This is a genomic window from Ancylobacter sp. SL191, from assembly GCF_026625645.1.
GTDB lineage: Bacteria > Pseudomonadota > Alphaproteobacteria > Rhizobiales > Xanthobacteraceae > Ancylobacter.
This window is the reverse complement of record NZ_CP113056.1, coordinates 3,322,306-3,341,249: the sequence shown is the minus strand read 5'-3', so window position 1 is coordinate 3,341,249 and position 18,944 is coordinate 3,322,306. Positions and strand designations below refer to the sequence as shown.

Below are 18,944 nucleotides of genomic sequence, written 5' to 3'. Positions count from 1 at the left end.
GCTGTCCTCACACGCGGCAGGCGGCAACCGCCGCCGCCAGTTCGGTAAAACGGGGAGCGGGAGCATCCAGCGCGGCACGGGCAACCGGGCCGGCATCGGACGGGTAGGCATCGAGCATGGAGGCGGGGGGCGCGGCCGGCTCGGCCGGCGCCTGCCGGCGCGTGGTGGGGCGCAGCTGGGCCGCCAGCGCATCGCGGCGCACCTCGAGCCGCGCCGCGTCATCTACCGGCGCCGTCATGATCTGGCGGCCCTCACGCGCCGCCGGCAGGTCGCGCGTGACGATGTTTACCAGCTCGCCAAAGCCGTCGCGCGGCGCGTCATCGGTCAGCCCCACCGCCTCACGCAGGGCCAGTGTGGCGCGGTCCACCTCAGCCATCGCCACCCGCCGCGCCGACACATTGTCCATCGGCGTGGCCTCAAAGGCTTCCTGCGCCCGTTCCAGCCGCTGCAAAGCGGCATCGAACGGGTTTCCGTCCGGGTCGAGGTCACGCGGCGGCAGCGCCTCGGGCCCGAGGTCATCGCGCGGGAGGGGAGCATCGGGATCTTCCGCCCGGCGCATGGCGGCGGACAGCGCCAGCTCATGCGCCTCGATATCGGCGCCCTTGGGAATACGGGCCTGCACCAGCCGGTCAGCTTCCAGCGCCTCGGCGGCGGCGCGCAGCTCCGGCGGCACGGCGTCGCCGCCAGCCCGCACGGCCGCGATGAGCGCCTCGTCGTCGCCGGCAAGGCCCTTGGCGATGGGCGGGCTGTCCGGCCGCACGACCACCTTGAGCGCCCGCCCGGCGGCCTCGAAACCGCCGCCGACAACACCGCCAAACGCCGCCGCCATGCCGATATCGGTCAGCATCTCGCGGGGCGTGTTGGCGGGCACACCCAGTTCCGTGCGCCATTGCGCGATCACCGGCTGCGCCAGCGTCTCGACGGCGGCGTTAGCGACCGCCTCCCGCACGCCGGCGCGCAGGATCGCCCCGGCGGCCGTGCGCGCCGCGCCGCCCACCGGACCACCGACGACAAGGCCCAGCAGGTTTTCGGGGGCGGCAAATGACCCGGCAATGGAGCCACCCAGGTAGGCGCCCCATTTCACCGGCCACGACACGTTCTCGGCACGCAGCGCCCGCTCGGAGGCAGCCCGCGTATCGGCATCGATGCGCCGCATGTCGTCTTCGATGCTGCGCTCGGGGGCGATGGCGGCGCGCTTGGCCCGCTCATTGTCCGGCAGGCTGTCGCCCAGCTCGCGCAGGCGGGCATTGAAGGCGTCCACCTGCAAGCGCGCCGCCGCGTCGCGGTTTCGCAGCGCGCTGCGCTCAATGGGAAGCCCGGCGGCGCGCAGCTGCTCTATGGCGTCGCCGGATGTCACGACCGCGCGGGTGGGGTTTTCCAGCCGCACGCCCGTCGCCTCGAAAACGGCGTCGATCCGCTCATCATAGGCCCGCTCGCGCAGCCAGGCCTCACCGGCCGTGTTGGCGATATAGGTCGCGTGATCGCGGCCGGCGCGGGCGATATCGAGAATACCAACATCCGGCGCCGGATCGAGGTTCGCCGCCTGATCGTCCGGCACCGGCTTTGGCTGATAGCCATACCAGTAGTCGCTCATCGGAATGCCCCCGGCACACGGCGGCGCAGCGCCGGTTCCAGCGCCTGAAGATCGAGAATGAAATCGAGCCCGCTCGCGTCGCGGATCCAGCGCGGGTCGTCGCTGTCAGGGTCGCCCAGCGCCACGCGGTATTGCCCTGGCGCTACGGCGACAAGACGGGCGGCACGAACCTTTTCCGCCGTCAGATTGGGCAGCGTGAAGTCCCCGTCTTCCAGCGCGCCGATCACATCGCCGAACCGGTCGGCCCGGATGTTGGACGGCACCAGCACGCGATCCGTCCGCCCACCGACGCCCAGGAAGCCGCCGACGCGCCGCTCGGTCACGCCGCCAAACTGGGTGCCCTCCCGGTCGAACGTCGCCCCGGCGGCCTCCTGCAGCGTCCGCTCGAAGACCGCCCGGCTATCCGGAGCGTCCGCCTTGGCCACAAGGCCCCGCCGCACGGCGCGCCCCTCAAAGGCCAACAGCGCCGTGGACAGGGCGCCGTCGCGCGCCTTACCGGCCATGCGGAAGGCATCGCCATACACCTGCGCGGCCACGGCATTGGCGGCCGTCATCTCGGCCGCCGTCTGCGCGTCTGTCTTCGGCCGCGCCTTCACATTCGGGTCGTTGCGCATGGCGATGGTGTCGGCCACATCGGCCGCGAGCTGCTGTGATCCGCCATTGAGCAGGATGCCGCCCACATGCGCGGTCAGGGGCGCGTCCTGCGCCACCTCGGCCAGCACGCGTGGCGCTCGGTCGCCAAAGCCGCGCGCCAGCGCCGTCACATTCGCCATCATCACCTCGCCGCCCTTGGCGGCGGCCTGCTGGAAGGCCACGCGCTCCGCTGGCGTGAGATAGACCGGCGGCACCCCGTAATGGCTCGCCACGGCTTCCGCGACCGCCGCGCGCCCTGCCAGCGTTTCCGGCTGCGCGGGGTCGATAGGGGCGATGTCGAACAGCCCGGTGCGGCCGGCCCAGCCGAGAGGGTTGTCCTTCAGCTCCTTGCGCATCTCGCCAAGGTATTTCTCGCCAGCCTTCGCCGTCGCCCCTGTCACGCGGCCTTCGGCGGCACCGGCCTGCAGATCGCCCACGGCGGCCTCGGCCTCGACAACGGAGCTGACGCCGAGGCGCCGGAAGAACTCGCCCTCCGCCCGCAGCGCCTTCACCGTGTCGAGGCCGCCCGGCACGGCCGCCGCCGCGCTTTCCAGCGCCGTCCATTGCTGGCTCGAGGGCATATAGCCCTCGCTGGTATCCTTGCGGATCAGCTCGATCCGCTGCTTCATCTCGGTCTCGGCGCGCGAGGTTTCGGCGTCGGCCCGCCGCAACGTCACGTCCCAGCCATTGGTCAGCTTCTGGAAGCCGTCCAGGTCGAGCTTTCCCGCTAGCCCCTTGCCGGTTTTGAAGTCCTCGGTGAGGCGGTCGATGAAGCCTTTGCGCTCGCCGGCCGGCAGGCGGTCGAACTCGCCCTTGAGGTGCGCCTCGATCCGATTGGCGGCAACCCCCTTGATGAGATCATCGGCCGATCCGGGCGCGATGGCGCCGGAGGCCTCGGCCCGCTTCACGATGCCGCTCACCTTCGCGGCTTCTTCCTCGGTCGCCGCCAGCCCCTCGGGGTCGGTGCCCAGCGCATAGGCCTGCTGTTCGAGGTTGCGCCGGCTGGCGTTCACCGCCTCGGTGGCGGCGGCGGCCTGCGCCTGCTCGGCCCGTGTCTTCGCGGCACGCTCGGCCGCGCGCACATGGCCCAGCGACACCCGGTCGAAGGAGCGGGTGAACGCCGCCTGCAGGCGCGGATCGCCGATCACGTCATTGGCGAGCATGGTCTCGCGCAGCGCCGCGAGGCTGGTCTGCAGCCCGGCGGGGTCCGCCTCATGCTTCCGCGCCAGCGCGTCCGCCTCGGTGTAGAGCCGCGTGTCGAGCTGGTCGGCATAGGTCGAAATGGCCGCGCGGTCGAAGCTCTCGCCATAAATCGAGCCGCTGTTGCGCAGGGCAGGCTTGCCCTCAAGCGCGGCCTGCGTCCCGGCGATTTCACCCTCACGCGCGGCGGCGCGGTCGGCCGTGCGGCCCAGCCGGTTCGCCGTCGCGCTTAGCGCCTCGGCTTCCGCCGCGACCATGCCGGACGTGCCGCCCACCGAGGTGCCGAGGTTTGCCAGAGCCTGAAACTGCTGGATACGAAGGGGACCGCGCGCCATCAGCCATACCTCTCGGCGAGACCGAGCCCGCCCTCGGCGAGGCTCAGAAATCCACTCAGTTGCCCGGATTTACGGGCCCGCCGCGCCATGCGCTTGTAGTTCATGGTGCGGGCGTCTTCCTGCTGGCGGTCGATCTGCGTCTCCATCAGCACATCGTCGAGCACGCGGGAGCGGGCATCGGCTGCCTGCCCATAGCCGAGGTCGATGCCGGCGGCGGCGGCGGCCACGTCATTGCCCCCGATCAGGTCAATGGCCTCGCGTGTCATCTGCCGGCGCCGCTGGGCGCCCTGCATCCGGTCATCGATGGCCTTCGTCTGGATCTCCGCCGCTTTCTCCTCGCCGGCCGCCATCTGCCGCATCGCGGAGAGCACCGACACGCCGCCCGACAGGATGGACGAGACCCCCCCGAGGCCGCCGAGGCCGCCCCCGATGGTGCTGAACAGGGAGGAAAGTCCGGTCGCCGCCGATGCCGCGGTGCCTGCGGCGGCGGCGGTTCCGGCAGCGGCAGCGGTGCCGGCGGCAGCGGCTGTGCCGGCCGCTGCGGTGCCGCCCGCCGCGAGCGAGCCCAAGGCTGCAATCGCCATCTCCATCACATATCCCCTTCGCCCGTGATCGCCCGGAGCGTGATCCGCCCGGGCCGAAGCTGCGTCACCACGATGGACGGCCGCTCGGCGCTGCCCTGCAGGCCGTCGCGCTGGCGAAGGCCCGTGTAGCCGCCCGCCAGCTCTTGCGCCGGGGCCGCCATTCCGAAATCCAGCAGCGGCACATCCTCGGCCGGCTGGCCGTTGGCGCCGATCGCGACCGACGTGGTGTCGGCGAGCGAGACGCGCACCGTGGCAAAGCCGATATTGGATTGGGTCACGATGTCCGGCCCGATCTCGCGCGTCGGCGGCAGGGTCTCGGCGAGGAAGGGCGTCCAGCGGCCCACCGTCACGCTGCTGGCGGTCACCGGCAGGGTGATGCTGCCGGCGCTCACCGTGAACGGGCCGAACACATTGCCATCCGCGATCGCCCAGACGCTCGCGCCCTCATGGTCGGCAAGGCCCGTCACCGTGGCGCTGGCGGGGGACAGCGTTTTCGTCACCGCCTGGTCGAGCAGCAGCCCGTCCTCGAAACGCTCCACGAACTGCACCGTCTCGCCATTCACCTGCCGGTCGACCAGCGCCGTCATGCGGTTGGCGGCATTGACGCAGATCGAGCGGAACAGGCCGTCCGTGGTCACGCGGGAAAAGGCGGTCACGTCCTGCGCCCGCAGCAGCGTCACCAGCCGGAGCGCGCCATCCTTCTGCAGCACCGCCAGCACATTCGCGTCGTTCCGCGTGGTGCTGCGACGCAAGGCAAGGTCCGCCACATCGGTCACGAGGTGCGAGGCGAGCAGCGACAGCCGCGTGGTGACGAAGGTCTGGTCCGTCTCGTTGTAGCGAAATTCGCAGATCACCGAGCCTTCCCGGTCGGCGAAGACGGCGGCGCCCTCATTTTCCACCACCGGCACGCCGGGCGCGCAGCCATGGGACGAGGCCTTTACCGGGTTCAGCACCTGCTGCTTGTCGATGGTGCTGTTGGTGAGCCAGTACTCGCTGCGGCTGGTGAAGATCAGCAGCGAGCGCGCGACGATGAAATCCTCGATCAGCTCGTCTTCATCCGTGTCCATCGGCGCGACGAAGCCGCCGGTGGAGGCGGAAATCTCCGTGTTGAAATTGGAGAAGTCGCCGGACATGGAGACGAGGATCGAGGCCGGCACCAGGCGCGCGCCGCCCATCATCAGCCGCTGCTGGTAGAAGATGCCGGCACGCGGCCAGCCGCGCCCGGCGGAAATGATCGATTCACCGCCCAGCGTGCCCTTCTGCAGGCGGCGATAGCTGACCGCGCCGTCGCCCTTGTTCAGCACCCGCGTGCTGTTGATGGTGACCGGCCCTTCATTGCCGGCGCCGCTGAAGGTGATGCCCAGCGTGGAACTCACCACAAAGCCGGGGTTGATGTTGGGCAGCTTGTCGAGCGCGAACGCCACCTCGGCGGCGGTCAGCGGAATGGTGGTCGCGATCTCGATCGCGTCCGTTTCCTCGCCGTCGACCGTCATGGTGAAGATGTCGCCGGGGGCGATGTTCACATAGCCGAGCGCCCAGATCGCCGGCACCGCATTGCCATAGGTCGTGTCGCCGAAATCATAGTTGGGAATGTTGGAGAGCGGCCACGCGCCGGTCTGCCACTCATAATCCGCGTTCTCGCGAAAGATGCGCCAGGGCTGCAGCGTACCGTCCGAAAACAGGATGGCGGTATTCAGCCGCTGCCGCCAACGGCCGATCTGCACCGCGCTATGAGGCAGGGCGAAGCCGGTGAGCCAGCCACCCTCGGCGGAGTACACGTCGCCATGGCCGGCCATCAGCACGATGTCATAGGCCGCCTCGCGCGAGAAGGCGAAGGGGCGAACCTTGGCGGCGCTCACGCTGGCGCCCTCACGCCAGAACCGCACCTCGCCAATGTTGATCGCGGCAGAGGTGGACAGCTCCCGCACGGAAACCCGCCACTGGCTGGCCGTCACTGGCTGGGCGGGCGGGGCGCAGAAGCGCCGGCTGCGTCCGCTGCCGATCAGGTTGCGCGTGAGGTTCAGCTCGATCCAGGCGCCGGCGCCGTTCTGGTACTCGACGAGGATCCGCCCCGTGCCGGCCGAGGCAAAGTAATTGTTCACGTCCACGGCGGCCACCACCTGCGGCGTGGTAAAGCCAATGGTGAGAACGACATGCGGCCCGCCGGAGAGCGCGCCTGTGGTAAGGAAGGTGCCGCTGTTGCCGTCGAACGCATTGGCCGGCGTGCCGCCATTGACCGCGCCAATGGGCACGCCCGCCATGTTGATGGCTTCCAGCGTGCGCCGGCGGCGCGAGAGCTGGCGGGTGTAAGGGCGCAGCGTCGCCGGCCCCTGCGGATAGACGGTGATGTTTTCCGCCCGTGTCAGGCCGCTGCGGTAGTATTTCAGGTTGGTGCGCTCGGCGAGCATGTCGCCCAGCTCGCCGCTGGCGAAACTCGACTGCTGGCGTCCCGGCTGGCCCGCCATGTCAGGACACCCACGCCGTGGTCAGCGGATCCCACGCCTGCACCGGGTTGGTCATCGAGGGCGTCGACTGCGCGTCGTCGAGAATGGCGGCGAGCATCTTGCCGCCGCGCTGGTTCATCGACGGGGAGCCGAAGGCCTCAAGCGAGAGGTCTGCCGCCAGCGCCCGGTTGCGCTTGAGCGACAGCGCGAAATTGGCGGCGAGCGCGACGGTGAAGGCCTCGCGAAACGGCCCGCTCCACAGGCGCGGCGGCGCCTTCACGCGGATGCGGGCGAACAGCGGCTCGTCATCGGCGTGCACCTGGTCGCCTTCCAGCAGGAAAGCAGCATAGAGCGCGGTGGGGTTTTTGATGTCGGCGATGATGGCGCGCGGGTTGCCCACGCGGTCGCCCGGCAGCGCGAAGACGTATTTGTAACCGGTCAGCGGCACCACGTCCGACAGCCGCGAGAGCTGCCGGGTCGACAGGCTCCACGAAAACCAGTGAATGCCGAGCATGTGGCCCAGCAGCCGGTCATAGGCCAGCTTCATGGCGCCGGCGGTGCTGGAATTGTCGTCGATGTTGCCGATCGGGTTGGCCCCGGCGAGCGCGGCGGCTTCGTTGACGATATCGACGGGTTCGAGCATCGCGGCCTCGGGGCAGGGGTGGGAAGGCGGACGGGGGAAAAAGCCCCGGCGCTGGTCCGGCGCCGGGGAGTTGGCCCACGGGAGGTCGCCCCGGAAGGGCGAACGGGGGTCAGCTGTTGGCGATCTGCGTCACCGTCACATTGCCGCTCGCCGGCACGGTCGCGAACATGAGCGAGCGGAAGAAGGGCGTGCCGTCGAGATCGCCGGAGATATGGACGATATCGCCGACACCAATATGGGCGCGGGCGCCGTTCCAGTAGCCGGTGGTGTTCACCGTCGACCAGTCGTCATTGGTGGCGAAGTGCCAGAGGCGGCAGGTGCGGGCACCGGCGGCCTTGATGGCGGCGCCGGCGCGATAGGCCTTGAGGCTGGCCAGTTCGAGAGCCATGGAATGTTCCTCGCGTGAAGGGGAAAAGGGCAGGGGCGCCGCGCCGGGGAGGGCGCGGCGCGTGGCATCACGAAACGGTCTGGGTGCGCTCGACCGGGCGCTGCAGCGCGGTGTTGGTCGCGTAGTGCAGACGGAAGATGCCGGCGGCGGCGGGATAGAGCGCCATGGCGACGGCCTGCATGTCGAAGCGGGTGGTCCAGCAGGCAGCGCGGTTGTCCCACTGCATGTTGACCTTGCCTTCATAGTTCGTCGCGTAGCCGACGGCGTTGCGATGGTAGATGAAGCCATAGGCCTGGTTGCTGGCCGGGATCAGCAGCTCCTTCTTCTGGAAGGGCACCCAGTTCACATTGTTCCAGCGCTTGCCGACCGTGCCCGCCGGGAAGCCGAGATTGGCCGCGCCGACCCATTCCGCGTTGTTGAATTCCTTCCACATCAGCAGAATGTTGTACCAGCGCCACGGGATGACGGCGGTGACGTTGCCGTCCCAGTCAACCTGGTCATCGTCGGCCAGCGCCTCGCACACGGCGAGCGCGGTCGGCAGGCCGTCGAAGTCGCCGCCGCTGCCGAAAGTGCGCGAGCCCGCAGCCGCTACGGCGTCGTTCATGGCGTTCATGATGATGCTGTCGGACTTGCGGCCCACCGCCATGCCGCCGCCCTGCTGGGCCGCCGCGCGCTCATTGGCGGTCATCTTGGTGAGATCCTCATCGTAGATCTCATAGAGCGCGTCATAATTTTTCAGGTCCGCCGTGAGCAGGCCCTGATTGGGGTTGGCCGGCGGGGTCTCGCCCCCACGGGTCTTTTCCTGCATCTCGAAGGTGCCGAAATACGGCCATTTCACCGTCTTGCCGGTGATGCTGCCCTCGGGCGTCACGGTGGGCTTCAGCTTGAAGCCCTTGGACTGGAAGATGTGGCGGACGTTGGAACGATATTCTTCAACGAACCAGTTGGGTGCCAGAAGCATGGCCGGGGTCCTCATGTGGAAGATTGCCTGTCTTCCGGGGACGAGGGCCGCTTGAGGCGCCGGGGTATTAAGGCCGGGCCGCGCGCGGGGCATTCCACGGAATGCGTCGATCCTCGCGCGGCCGGGCGTGCGTCAACCGAGCCAGCAGGCCTCAGTTGCCGTGAAACTGCTGGAAAGCCGCGTCCACCTGGGCGCGGAAGCCCTTGTCGTATTTGGGCGACATGGGCGAATAACGCTCATCCGCCACGGCGGCATCGAGCTTGGCCTGCGTCCAGCCGCCGGTGTCGCCGCCCTTCACGCCCGGCAGGGCGAAGCCCGGCACCGGCTTCATGGCGCCGGCGAGCGCGTTCACCAGCTCGACGCCATCGGCCTCGTCCACCAGCGCGCCCAGCAGGCTCTTGGCGCCGTCCGTGAGCGCGAGCTGCTTGCCGAGCACGTCAGTGAAGCCCAGCGCGTCGGCGTGCGCCTTCTGCACGATGGGCTTGGCCTCGGCCCAGCTCTTGCCCGGAGCCAGCCGCTCGCCCAGCGAGCGCGCCTCCGCCTCGGGCGAATAGAGCGGACCCATCATCTTGCCGTCGATCGCCTTCTCGAACAGCTTGGTGACGAAGCCGGTGAACTGGTCCTTTGGCAGGCCGATCTCATGCGCCACATCCTTCGCCAGCTTCACGAAGGGATCGGTGTCGGCATTGGCGAAATAGGGCTGCAGCTTCTCGTTCTTCGAGACATCGAGCACATACTCGTCCGCGCTCTTGCCCGGCTGCGGCCGGCGGCTCTCGGCCTCGCGCAGGCCCTTCCACGCATCGGCGACCTTGGAGAAGGTCTCCTCCGGCGTGGCGCCATACATGCTGTCGGGCAGGAAGTCGCGCTTCCACGGGTCGGCCGCGCTGGCGCTGGCCGCAGCAGCGGCAGCCGCCGCCGCGCCGGCATCGCCCGCGCCAGCGTCGCCGCCGGCGCCCGCGTCACCCGCCGGCGCGTTTCCGCCGCCGCTGCCCGCGTCCGCGTTGCGCAGGACCATCGCCCAAAGACCCTGATACTTCATCGTTGTTCTCCGTGGGGGTGGGGCCGATGGGCGTCTTTCGGCCCTCGGCGATCAGCTTCAAGAGCTTCCACACGAGAGCATTCTCGCCCTCGCGCCGTGCGGCGTTCAGCGCCGTCTGGTCGATGGGCAGCCCGAGCGCGACATACTGCACGGGCTGCAGAATGGTGGTGTCCACGAGGTGGTTCAGCAGCAGCTGGAAATCACCGTTGCCGGCGAGCCGCGCCATGGCCTCGGCCAGCCGGTTGCCGCGCGTGATGGCAAGGGCGATAGCCTTGGGGTCGCCCTTCGCCGTGCCCGGCGCCAGCTGCTCGAACCACTCCCAGCCCATGCTGTCGGCCGTGGCGACAAGGCGGGCGATATCGAGCATCCCGCCCGGCTCCCGCTCGGGGTGCAGAAAGTCGCTCATGCCGGGCGCTCCGTGTTCAAAGCGCGGATAGACGCGGCGATCTTCTCGGCCGTTTCCAGCGTTTGGATGCAGAGACAGTCACGACCAGTGCGCTCCAGCGAGCATTCGTAAGCACCGGTTTCGGGGCACGGACCCACATTCCGTTCGCAGTCGTCGAAGGCGTGGGAGGCTACGTCATCCGCAATCAAGGCCGCAGCCTCCAAGGCCTTTGCGCGCTCGTCACTCATGCCAAAGCTCCCGCTGCGGCGTTGTCGGGGATGGCGGCCGGCGCCTGTCCGGCCGTCTCGGCGGCGGCGAGCGTCTTCGCCACCAGCTCGCGCACCATCTGGGTGATGCTCTGGCGCTCATCGCTGGTGGGGATCCACTGCTCGGGCACGCCGAGGCCGCGCCCGATGTCGATCAGCGCGTCGACCTTGTTCACCACCAGGTCCGAGTAGGGGCCGGCAATGGCCATACACATCTCGATCCACTGCACGCCGGCCTGCGCCTTCTGGGCATAGCGCGCCGTGGCGAAGGGGGAGGTGACGCGGGTCTTGATCAGCAGCTGGTCGATTTCCAGCATCTGCGGAATGACCTTGGCGTCATAGGCGATTTCCAGCGCCCGCTGGCCGGCGGGCACCACGATCTCATGCACCAGGCGCCCCGAGGCGCCCTGATGGTCGGAGGCGAGGCGCTTCACCCGCTCAAGGATCTCGGTCGCCGAGCGCACCGCCGCACCGTCCGGCGGCAGGGACTGGTCCATAAGCGCGGTCTGCACGCCCATCTGCAGTTCCTTCAGCACGATGTTGGAAAGGTCCAGCCGGGGTTCCGGCAGGCGGGCGATGGAGGGGCCGAGCACGCCGCCATTCGCCCGCACCTTCCAGAACTGGCCGGGCGCCACGACGGCCGTGCTGGGGTTGAACACGCCGTCCTCGGTCGCGGTGTAGATGCCGAGCATGGCGATGGCGGCGGCCTTGAGCGTCAGCTCCTGCGCCTTGTTCAGCGTCTTGATCGCCGGCATGGCGAGCAGGATAGGCCCGCGTCCCCAGGTCTCGCCCGGCACGCGGAAATAGCGTGGCGTCAGCCAGGGCGAGGTGCGGTAGTCCCGCGTGTGGAACGGCTCCTCATCGTCGGCGTGGTAGACATGCAGCGTCCACCGGCCGGTCTCATAATCGAAGGTGCAGTCCTGCTGGATGTCGAGCTCGTCATCCGGCTTTTTCTCGATCCGCTCGCCCAGCTTCCGCGAGAAGGTGGCCTTGGGCCACGCGGCTTTCAGCAGCCGCGCCGTGACCTTGCGACACCAGAAGCGTCCGACGATATCGCCGAACAGCCCCAGCTCCAGCCGGATATCCTCGGCCGGCACGGAGAAGAAGGCGGCGAGCTTGCCACGGTCATTCTTCGGCGCGTCGTCGATCACCAGCGCCCCGGTGCCCGCCTGCAGGTCGAGGCACATCTCATGGCACGCCATGTCCCATTCGCCGGTCTGGAACATCGAGGCGACCACCTCGGACACCTGACCGAGCGCCTTGGTCAGCTTGTCCCGCTCGCGCTTGTTGGTCACCAGCGGGCCGGGTTCGAACTTGATCCACTGCTCGCCGGGCGGGCAGAAATCCTGCTGCACCCGCCCGGCACCGCGGAACGCGCTCACCATGGCCGTCATGTCGAAGATGCGGTTCACCCGCTTGTCGCCCTTGCCGGTTTCGCGGATGCCGCGCCGGAAGGGGATGGCGAAGTCATAGGCCTCGTCATAGAGCGGCTTGAGCACGTTCCATTCCTGATCGGCCTTGGCCCGCCGGGCCTTCAGTTCCTTGACGGTGAGCGCCATGGTGTGGGTCCGTCCCCGTCAGTTCAGCGAGCCGGTGCCGTCTTCCTGCAGATAGGTCAGCATGGAGCGGCCGGTGCGGCGCCCGCGCCGCCCGCCCGTGGCCGCCAGCTCCTTGCTGGCCTCCTGGTCGCGCGCCAGAAGGCTGGCCAGCGCCGCGCCCTGCTGCGCGCCGGTGTCGGCCTTGTCGCCCATGCCGAAGATCGACTTCACGGCGTTGCCCATCGTTCCCATCTCCAGATGTCCAGCCCGTCCGTGACGAGCACCTGCCGAAAGCCCAGCATCCGGGCGATGCGCGCGCCGGCGGGCGTGCGCACGGCGGTTTCCACCGGGCGAGGGTCAGACTGCGGCAGATCGAGGAGGGTCAACCGAGCCAGACGCCGCAGCGCCACCATGTGCGGCGCCGCCGCCGGCGCGGCGTGAAACCAGCACTCCCACGCTTCCGCCATGGGCACGAAGCCGCCGACGAACAGCGCGCGCCCGTCCGGCCCGCTGATGGCGTAGCTGGGCCCCAGCGCGATCTGCCGGCAGGCGACCACCCAGACGAAGGGCGACAGGTCCCCATAGACCTCGCCAAGGTCCACGCGCGAGCAGGGCGCCGTGAGGATGAGGCCGGCCTGGCTGAACCCGCTCATATCGAGAACACGTCGAAATCGCCGGGGCGCTGCGTCGCCGGGGCGTCGATCCGGTCGCGGCCGGGCCGGCCCGCCCGCGCCGCCTGCGCGTAGATCGGCATCCGGCCCACCAGCTCGAGCACGATGTATTGCAGCGCGTCGTGCGGGTGCGAAAAGTCGTTCTTCTCGGCCTTGTCCTTGAACGGCGCGTTTGGGTCTTTCCGCTGGTTCTCGAAGCGGTAGCCATAGGCGAAGCCCTGCACCAGCCGCTTGCAGTGCGGCGAGACGAGGATCCCCGGCAGGCGCCCGTCGATCATGGAGGTGAGGCGCAGGCGCACGCCTTCCATGCGCAGGCTGGGCTCATTGGTGAAGCAGGGCAGCACCGGCTTGCCCAGCGCCTTGCCCACGATATCGAGCCACGCCAGCTCGCCCGCCTCGCTGTCGGCGCCGTACTGGGCGGAAGGATCGCCCACCACCAGCTTGATGTCATGGTTGCGGTAGCGGTCGAGCAGCAGCGCCACCAGCAGTTCCGAGAAGCGCGTCGGCCCGCAATTATGGCCGGGCACCAGCTCATCGAGCACCAGCAGCTGGCCGTTCGGCAGCAGCTGCACGATCACCGCCGCTGGCGTCATGCCGGCATCGGTTCCGATGGCGATCGGCACGCCCGGGCGCGGATCGAGCGGGCGCGGCGCCACATGCACCGCCTCGTTGAATTCGGGATAAACCGGCGTGCCGAAGCGGGAATAGCCCCACTGGTTATGGATGAAGCGGCGCACCCACCAGTCCGCCTTGCCCTCGATCATCCGGGCGTAATAATCGCTCGGCAGGTTCCGCAGGTTCTCGGCCGTGGGTTCGAGCCCGCCCGGCTGGCGGTAGAACGCCCAGCCCTTCGGCCGGCCTTCCACCAGCCCCGGCAGGCGGTTCTGCTCGCTGCCGTGCAGCCAGTTGTCGATGTCCGGCGCGTTGAAGTCGGCGAGCACCTGACCAGGCGGGTCGACGCCCTCCGGCAGCAGGCGCTTGGACGGGTAGCGGCGGATGCGCTGGGTGAGATAGTCCAGCACCTCGCGCACCATCAGGTCCGCTTCGTTCATCCATGCCCAGGAGCCTTCCCAGCCGCGCAGGATGTCTTCCACCCGCTTGTCGCCGATGCCGACGAACTCGGTAACGCTTTCCAGCGTCCGGTCACCCGGCAGGCGGAAGCGCAGCGTGTGCACCGCCGGCCGGTCATTTCCGCCGGTGAAGGTCCATGAGGGATGGTCTTTCGGGAACCAGGTGAACCAGCTCGCCAGCGTGGTCTTTTCCAGCGTGCGGAAGCTGTCGCGCACCACCACGCCCTTGGAGCGCACCACGCCATCGCGGCAGGTGGGCATGGAGGCGCTGAACGCCTGGCTGGCGAAAATGCACGTCGTGGTCTTGCCGCCGCCGACCGGGCCCATGATGCCCTTGAACAGCGAATGGAAATCCATGGCGAACGCCTCGGCCACCGGGCCGGGCGGCTCCCACGCCTGAAGGAGGTTGTCCTCGCTCACAGCCGCCCCCCGACCCGTTCCCGTCCTGCGCAAAGGGGGGCTGCACGGGTGCCCGCACCCTCGAACCCCATCCCGACCGAACCCGCGCGGGTTGAACGGCCCGAAATCCGAAACGGTGTGCGAACGCACGCCCGGGCGGGCAGGGGCAGGGGGGCGCTTCGGGGGAGGCCTCGGGCGCCGTGCCGCCGCACGATAGGGGGAGGGGGGTGCGGCGCCGTGGTGCGCGGCAGGCGCCACCTGCACCAGGCGGACGGGCGATCCGCCTGCCCCTCGCGCGCGCGTGAGGCGATACCCATGATTTTCCATCATGAGGCTAATCGTCATATTCTTCAGCATTTTCAATGCCTTCCGCCTCATCATGCGACCCGTCGTCTTGCGACCCGTCGCGCGCGCTCTCGCTAAGTGCTTGATATTGCTGCGCATCGCGCGCGATGGCGTCGATCGACAGCACGCGCCGTCCGTCACCCGCCGCCGGCGCGCGCGTGCCCTCCCCGAAGTTCATCACCAGCGTCGGCATGACCGCCTGCCCGTGGTCATCCACGGCCGCCTGCTTCGCCGCGAGGTACGGCGCCAGCTCGGCCGCCGCGCGCAGCTGCAGGTTCATCGCTTCCAGCGGCTTGCAGTCGAGGTGCTTGGCCAGCTCCTTGGCGTCCATGGAGTAGATCTCGGCCATGGCCTGCAGCGGATGGCAGTGCTTCGCGAGGATCAGCTTGCGGATGTCGCGGGTGACGCGGTTCTGGGCCCCGACCGGGCGCCCCGGACCCACGGGTTTCCGCACCTTGGAACCGAGCGGCGTAGCCGCGTCCTGCTGGCCGAGCAGGTCCAGCTGCGCGCCCGCGTCCGCGCCGGAATTCTCCGACGGCGCGCCCCTCAACTCCCCTGAAACGACTGCCGCCACGCCGTGTTTCGGCTCGCTCACTTATCCACCCCGTTTTTAATTGGGTGTCGCGAGTGTCGCGGCTGGTGTCGCGGGTCAACTGATCGATTTCATTGATCTTTTTACTGTTTGATACACCTGCGACACTTGAGACACCTCTCTCTCTTAATGCGCCCGCTCGCGCGCGCACGCGTCACGTATTACGCGCGCGTGAGGTGTCGCGGTGTCGCAAGTGTCGCGCCCGTTGATTTATCAGGGGAATTTCGATTGGAGGTGTCGCGGGCTGGTGTCGCGGTGTCTCACCCCCAGCCCATCGCCCGGCATAGCCGACCGCACCCATGCACCGTAGGGCCGCACCCCCCGCGTCAACTGTCCGCCGCGCCGCTGTCCCGCTGGATCAACCGAGCGATCATGAGGCGGCGGGGCGGACGGCCGCATGCGCGCCCCTCGGGCGCGCTGCTATGGACCGGCCGCGCGACTAGCGCGGCTCCGCTTAGAAGCCTTGGGCCCGGGTGCAAGCGGGCTATACCGGGCTCTTAGGGCCGGGGCAGGGTTGCCATGTTCTCACTTCGTTCTATTTTGGCGCGCGGCAGAAGATGCAGGCAGGAACAGGCGCGGATGGTCGACCGGCTGTCGGAATATCCCTTTGTCACCGTGCGGGTGGCCTGCACGCTGTGTGACCGACGCGGCAGCTACCGGCTGGCGCGGCTGGCGGCGAAGTACAGCGCGGAAATCAGCCTTGAGGCCCTGATCGAGTATCTGGCGGCCGATTGCCCGTGGCGCGGCCCGCATCGCCGGCGCGATGCCCGGTGCGGCGCTCACTTCCCAGATCTATGGCGCGAGCCTCGGCCGCCGGATGAGCCCGGCCCGGTGAAGCTGCGCCTGGTGCAAGGGGGACGGGGCTAGGAGCCGAATAGGTCGCCGGTGGCGGCCGCCGCTTTGCGTGTGGCTGCAGCGTTCGCGCGACGATGTGCCTGATCGTGGCGGTTATGGCATCGCTGGCATAGAAACCGCAGATTGGCGTCGCAATTATGCGCGGGATTATGGTCGAGGTGCGCGACGGTGCAGACGATGCGGACGATCCGCAGCCTATGTAGGTCGCTGCTGGGTCCGCACCATCCATACTCACCGGGCACGGGCCATGTCAGCCGCAGTCCGTTATCTCCGGTGGGCGAGGCCGGCAGGAACGTTCCATCGCCTCCTAACCGACCGCCCATGGCATGGTTCGGGACGCCGCATTCTTCGCAGCTATCACCGGCGCGGCCCCTGATGCGCTCGCGGATCGCGCGCCATTCCGGCGAGCGGATCGAGCCTCCGGGATAAAGCCGCTCATTCTCACGCTTGATCGGCATCGCGAACCTCGCTGTCTATCTCCGCCAGCCGCCGCATGTTCACCAGCGTGCACCGCCGCTCCACGCCGTTGATCCGCGTCTTGTTGCGTTCCTTGTCCTTGATGATGGCGCCCGTGTACTCGCCCTGCCGCAGCGCGCCGGACCAGGTGCCGGTGGAGCCGTCGCCGCCCCACGCCTCGCCCTTGAACAGCAGGTTCACCTGCTGGCTGATATTCGGGATGTAGAGCACCCAGCCGCCGATCTGGTGCGGTATGACATCTTCGGCCGGCTTTACCTTCAGGTCGACCTGCGCCAGCAGCTCGTTGGCGTCCTTCGCCGAAAGCACGCCATCCTTCAAATCTTCCAGTAGCCCGCCCACCATGTGCTGGCGCCCACTGCGCCACGCGTCGATTTTTGCAGTCAGCAGGTGATTGAGACACCGCCGCCAGTTCTCAAGCGCGTCGTCATGCTCCGGCAGGCTGGAAGGCGCCAGCATCTTGCCCCACTTGTCGAGCCCGCCGTCGATGGTGGGCAGCTTCAGCTCCTCGAGGAGTTCATCGCCCAGCAGGAGATCTGCGCAGGCCAGCAGCGCGCCGAACGTGTCCTGCCCTCGGCTGTCGTGCCCGCCGCGCGCCAGCGCCCCGCGATAAGCCTGATAGGTCTCGTCAAAGGCAGGCCACCGGTCGATCAGCCGGCGCAGCACCATGCGGCCAACCGTCTCCTGGTCGACGACGGGCGGCTTGCCGGAAAACCCCGCCTCGCGCGGCCGAAGGTGGACGATCGCCATGCGGCTCAAGTCCTGCGGCGGCACGGGCGGCATGTTGATGGCGCTCATGAAGAAGCAGTTCTTCGCCGTGAAGCTGGTGGCGACATGGTTGGAACCGCCACGGAACTGCACAGCGCCGGAAGCGGCGAGGCGGGCGAGGGCCACCACGCCCTTCACGCGCTCATTGTTGTGGCCGGCTTCCAGCTCGTCGACCGCCACCGGCAGGCTGTCCTGCCCCACGCGCTGATAGATGCCGGCCGGCGTCGTGTCGGCCGTGGCGTGCAGCGCGTCACCCAGCACGCCCTTCACCAGCGCCTGCAGCGAGGATTTGCCCACGCCGCGATCGCCGACCACAAAGAGCATGGGGCGCCACGGCAGCGCCGCGCCGAGGAAGGAGGAGGCCAGCCAGCCCAGCACCAGCAGCGGGTCGATCTGCTGGCGCTCGAAGGTGAAGCTGTTCAGCGCCTCCACCAACTGCGTCTGGCGCAGCATGTCGTCGGTCACCTCGCGCGGCCACGGCTCGGGAATGGCCGGCCGGCGCGGGTAGAACTGGCCGTCATAGTCGCCGGTTTGCTGCTCGCGCCCCTTCACGAAGATGGCTTCGCCGGCGTGATACACGAAGGTGCCGGCGCGATCCGTCCAGCCGCCCAGGCCGCGCACCCGGTTGGACGCGCTCCACATGCCCCGCTCGCCGGCGGCGCGGTACAGCGCATCGCGCACCGCCACCGTGTCGAAGCCGTCCACGGTCAGTTTCTTGGAAAAGCGCGGAAACGCCCAATAGAGATAGCCCATCCGGTTGAGGAACAGGCGCTGCACCTTGTTCTGGCCGAAGGCGTGGTCGCTGATGCTGGCGAGCTGGCCCAGCGCGTCGATCACATAGAGCACGTCGCCATCCATGCCGAGCACATGCACCGGGCAGTCCGGCGGCATGCCATCCTGCCCGGCAAGGTGCTGCCACCCGCCCGGCGGCACCAGCTCGCCGTCTATCAGCATGCCCTTGCCGATCTCGGGATCGGAGGCGCGCCGCCGGCGCCGGCGCTCAATCTGCGCTTGGCCGTCGGCGAAGCTGGCGGCGATGGCGGCGGTGCCGGTGGCTGCGGACATTCAGGCCTCGGAATGCGGAAAGAGAGGGCGCGGCACAAGCCGCGCCCGGCACCAGGTGGAGAGGGTCAGTCGGCCGCGTCGGCGATGCTGCGCTTTTTCTTCGCCGGCTTCTTCTTGGCCGCGTGCGCGGCGGCGGCCTCGTCCGCCTTGGCCTGCGCGGCGGCACGCTGCTCGTCCAGCTCACCGATGCCGTCCGTCTGCTCGAAGATCGTGTCCTCGATGTCGACCGGCCGCGTGGTCACCGCCGGCGCCGGTGGCGGGTTCTTCTCGACGATCACGGCGTTGATCGTCGCGACCACCTCGCCGATGGCGGGGATAAGCCGCGCCGCCAGCTCGAAGCTGGCGCGATCGACGGGGAGAAGATCATCGAATGCGCCGGCCACGAGGCCCAGCTCGCGCGCCTTGTTGAACAACACCTCGGCCGAGGGCCTGCGTTCCATGGCGTAGGAGACCAGCGGCGAAAGCTCATCGTCGCTGGCTTTGCTCAACAGCCCCCAGACTTCCCACTCGGTGTGATTGAAGGGCTCAGTCTCGCCGATATAGGCCTGCTCGGCATTCTCCAACACGACCATGATGAGCTTCATGGTGCTGGGCACCGAATGAGGCGGCACCTCGTCCCAGTTCAGCGGCGTGGGGCGCGGCGCTTCCGGCGCCGGCGCGGTCTCGGCCGGGGCCGCGTTCTGATCATCGCTCAT

General features: G+C 68.7%; 19 protein-coding genes. 1 reads left to right on the top strand and 18 read right to left on the bottom strand.

From position 1 onward, the window contains the following. Nucleotides 1-7: 7 nt before the first annotated feature. The 15 genes from OU996_RS15160 to OU996_RS15090 all read right to left on the bottom strand — a co-directional run bounded on the left by OU996_RS15160 (nt 8) and on the right by OU996_RS15090 (nt 15,090). Entirely contained in the window at nt 8-1,594 is a 1,587-nt protein-coding gene (locus OU996_RS15160) for a hypothetical protein (protein WP_267582443.1), read from the bottom strand. Next, complete coding sequence (locus OU996_RS15155; RefSeq protein WP_267582442.1) at nt 1,591-3,762, bottom strand: hypothetical protein; 2,172 nt, start codon at nt 3,760-3,762, stop codon at nt 1,591-1,593. The genes OU996_RS15160 and OU996_RS15155 overlap by 4 nt, the downstream gene beginning before the upstream one ends. Next, the gene (locus tag OU996_RS15150; protein ID WP_267582441.1) at nt 3,762-4,346 is read right to left on the bottom strand and encodes a hypothetical protein; all 585 of its coding nucleotides are present in this window, start codon (nt 4,344-4,346) and stop codon (nt 3,762-3,764) included. The genes OU996_RS15155 and OU996_RS15150 overlap by 1 nt, the downstream gene beginning before the upstream one ends. A gap of 5 nt (nt 4,347-4,351) precedes the next feature. Continuing rightward, a complete protein-coding gene (locus tag OU996_RS15145; RefSeq protein ID WP_267582440.1) occupies nt 4,352-6,811 on the bottom strand; it encodes a hypothetical protein in 2,460 nt (819 codons plus the stop codon). Nucleotide 6,812: 1 nt separating this feature from the next. After that, complete coding sequence (locus OU996_RS15140) at nt 6,813-7,433, bottom strand: hypothetical protein (protein ID WP_267582439.1); 621 nt, start codon at nt 7,431-7,433, stop codon at nt 6,813-6,815. A 109-nt stretch (nt 7,434-7,542) separates the two neighbouring features. Beyond that, nucleotides 7,543-7,821, bottom strand: coding sequence for a hypothetical protein (locus tag OU996_RS15135; protein ID WP_267582438.1), 279 nt, complete (start codon nt 7,819-7,821; stop codon nt 7,543-7,545). 67 nt (nt 7,822-7,888) lie between these two features. Beyond that, complete coding sequence (locus tag OU996_RS15130; RefSeq protein ID WP_267582437.1) at nt 7,889-8,782, bottom strand: phage capsid protein; 894 nt, start codon at nt 8,780-8,782, stop codon at nt 7,889-7,891. 151 nt (nt 8,783-8,933) lie between these two features. Further along, nucleotides 8,934-9,821 (bottom strand): hypothetical protein, encoded by an 888-nt coding sequence (locus tag OU996_RS15125; RefSeq protein WP_267582436.1) that lies wholly within the window; start codon nt 9,819-9,821, stop codon nt 8,934-8,936. Beyond that, entirely contained in the window at nt 9,742-10,227 is a 486-nt protein-coding gene (locus tag OU996_RS15120) for a hypothetical protein (protein ID WP_267582435.1), read from the bottom strand. The genes OU996_RS15125 and OU996_RS15120 overlap by 80 nt, the downstream gene beginning before the upstream one ends. Next, nucleotides 10,224-10,454, bottom strand: coding sequence for a hypothetical protein (locus OU996_RS15115; RefSeq protein ID WP_267582434.1), 231 nt, complete (start codon nt 10,452-10,454; stop codon nt 10,224-10,226). Before OU996_RS15115 ends, OU996_RS15120 begins: the two co-directional genes overlap by 4 nt. Further along, the gene (locus OU996_RS15110; RefSeq protein ID WP_267582433.1) at nt 10,451-12,031 is read right to left on the bottom strand and encodes a portal protein; all 1,581 of its coding nucleotides are present in this window, start codon (nt 12,029-12,031) and stop codon (nt 10,451-10,453) included. The genes OU996_RS15115 and OU996_RS15110 overlap by 4 nt, the downstream gene beginning before the upstream one ends. A gap of 18 nt (nt 12,032-12,049) precedes the next feature. Further along, a complete protein-coding gene (locus OU996_RS15105; RefSeq protein ID WP_267582432.1) occupies nt 12,050-12,253 on the bottom strand; it encodes a hypothetical protein in 204 nt (67 codons plus the stop codon). Beyond that, nucleotides 12,238-12,663, bottom strand: a complete 426-nt coding sequence (locus OU996_RS15100) for a hypothetical protein (protein WP_267582431.1) — start codon at nt 12,661-12,663, stop codon at nt 12,238-12,240. The genes OU996_RS15105 and OU996_RS15100 overlap by 16 nt, the downstream gene beginning before the upstream one ends. Beyond that, a complete protein-coding gene (locus OU996_RS15095) occupies nt 12,660-14,171 on the bottom strand; it encodes a hypothetical protein (RefSeq protein WP_267582430.1) in 1,512 nt (503 codons plus the stop codon). The genes OU996_RS15100 and OU996_RS15095 overlap by 4 nt, the downstream gene beginning before the upstream one ends. Before the next feature lie 313 nt (nt 14,172-14,484). Continuing rightward, the gene (locus tag OU996_RS15090) at nt 14,485-15,090 is read right to left on the bottom strand and encodes a hypothetical protein (RefSeq protein WP_267582429.1); all 606 of its coding nucleotides are present in this window, start codon (nt 15,088-15,090) and stop codon (nt 14,485-14,487) included. A 516-nt stretch (nt 15,091-15,606) separates the two neighbouring features. On the opposite strand from OU996_RS15090, the gene OU996_RS15085 reads away from it, so the two are divergent. Then, complete coding sequence (locus OU996_RS15085) at nt 15,607-15,954, top strand: hypothetical protein (protein ID WP_267582428.1); 348 nt, start codon at nt 15,607-15,609, stop codon at nt 15,952-15,954. On the opposite strand, the gene OU996_RS15080 is transcribed toward OU996_RS15085, so the two are convergent. From OU996_RS15080 to OU996_RS15070, 3 genes are all read right to left on the bottom strand, one after another. Next, entirely contained in the window at nt 15,951-16,400 is a 450-nt protein-coding gene (locus tag OU996_RS15080) for a hypothetical protein (protein ID WP_267582427.1), read from the bottom strand. The genes OU996_RS15085 and OU996_RS15080 overlap by 4 nt on opposite strands. Beyond that, complete coding sequence (locus OU996_RS15075; RefSeq protein WP_267582426.1) at nt 16,384-18,249, bottom strand: hypothetical protein; 1,866 nt, start codon at nt 18,247-18,249, stop codon at nt 16,384-16,386. Before OU996_RS15075 ends, OU996_RS15080 begins: the two co-directional genes overlap by 17 nt. Nucleotides 18,250-18,314: 65 nt before the next feature. Then, entirely contained in the window at nt 18,315-18,944 is a 630-nt protein-coding gene (locus OU996_RS15070; protein ID WP_267582425.1) for a hypothetical protein, read from the bottom strand.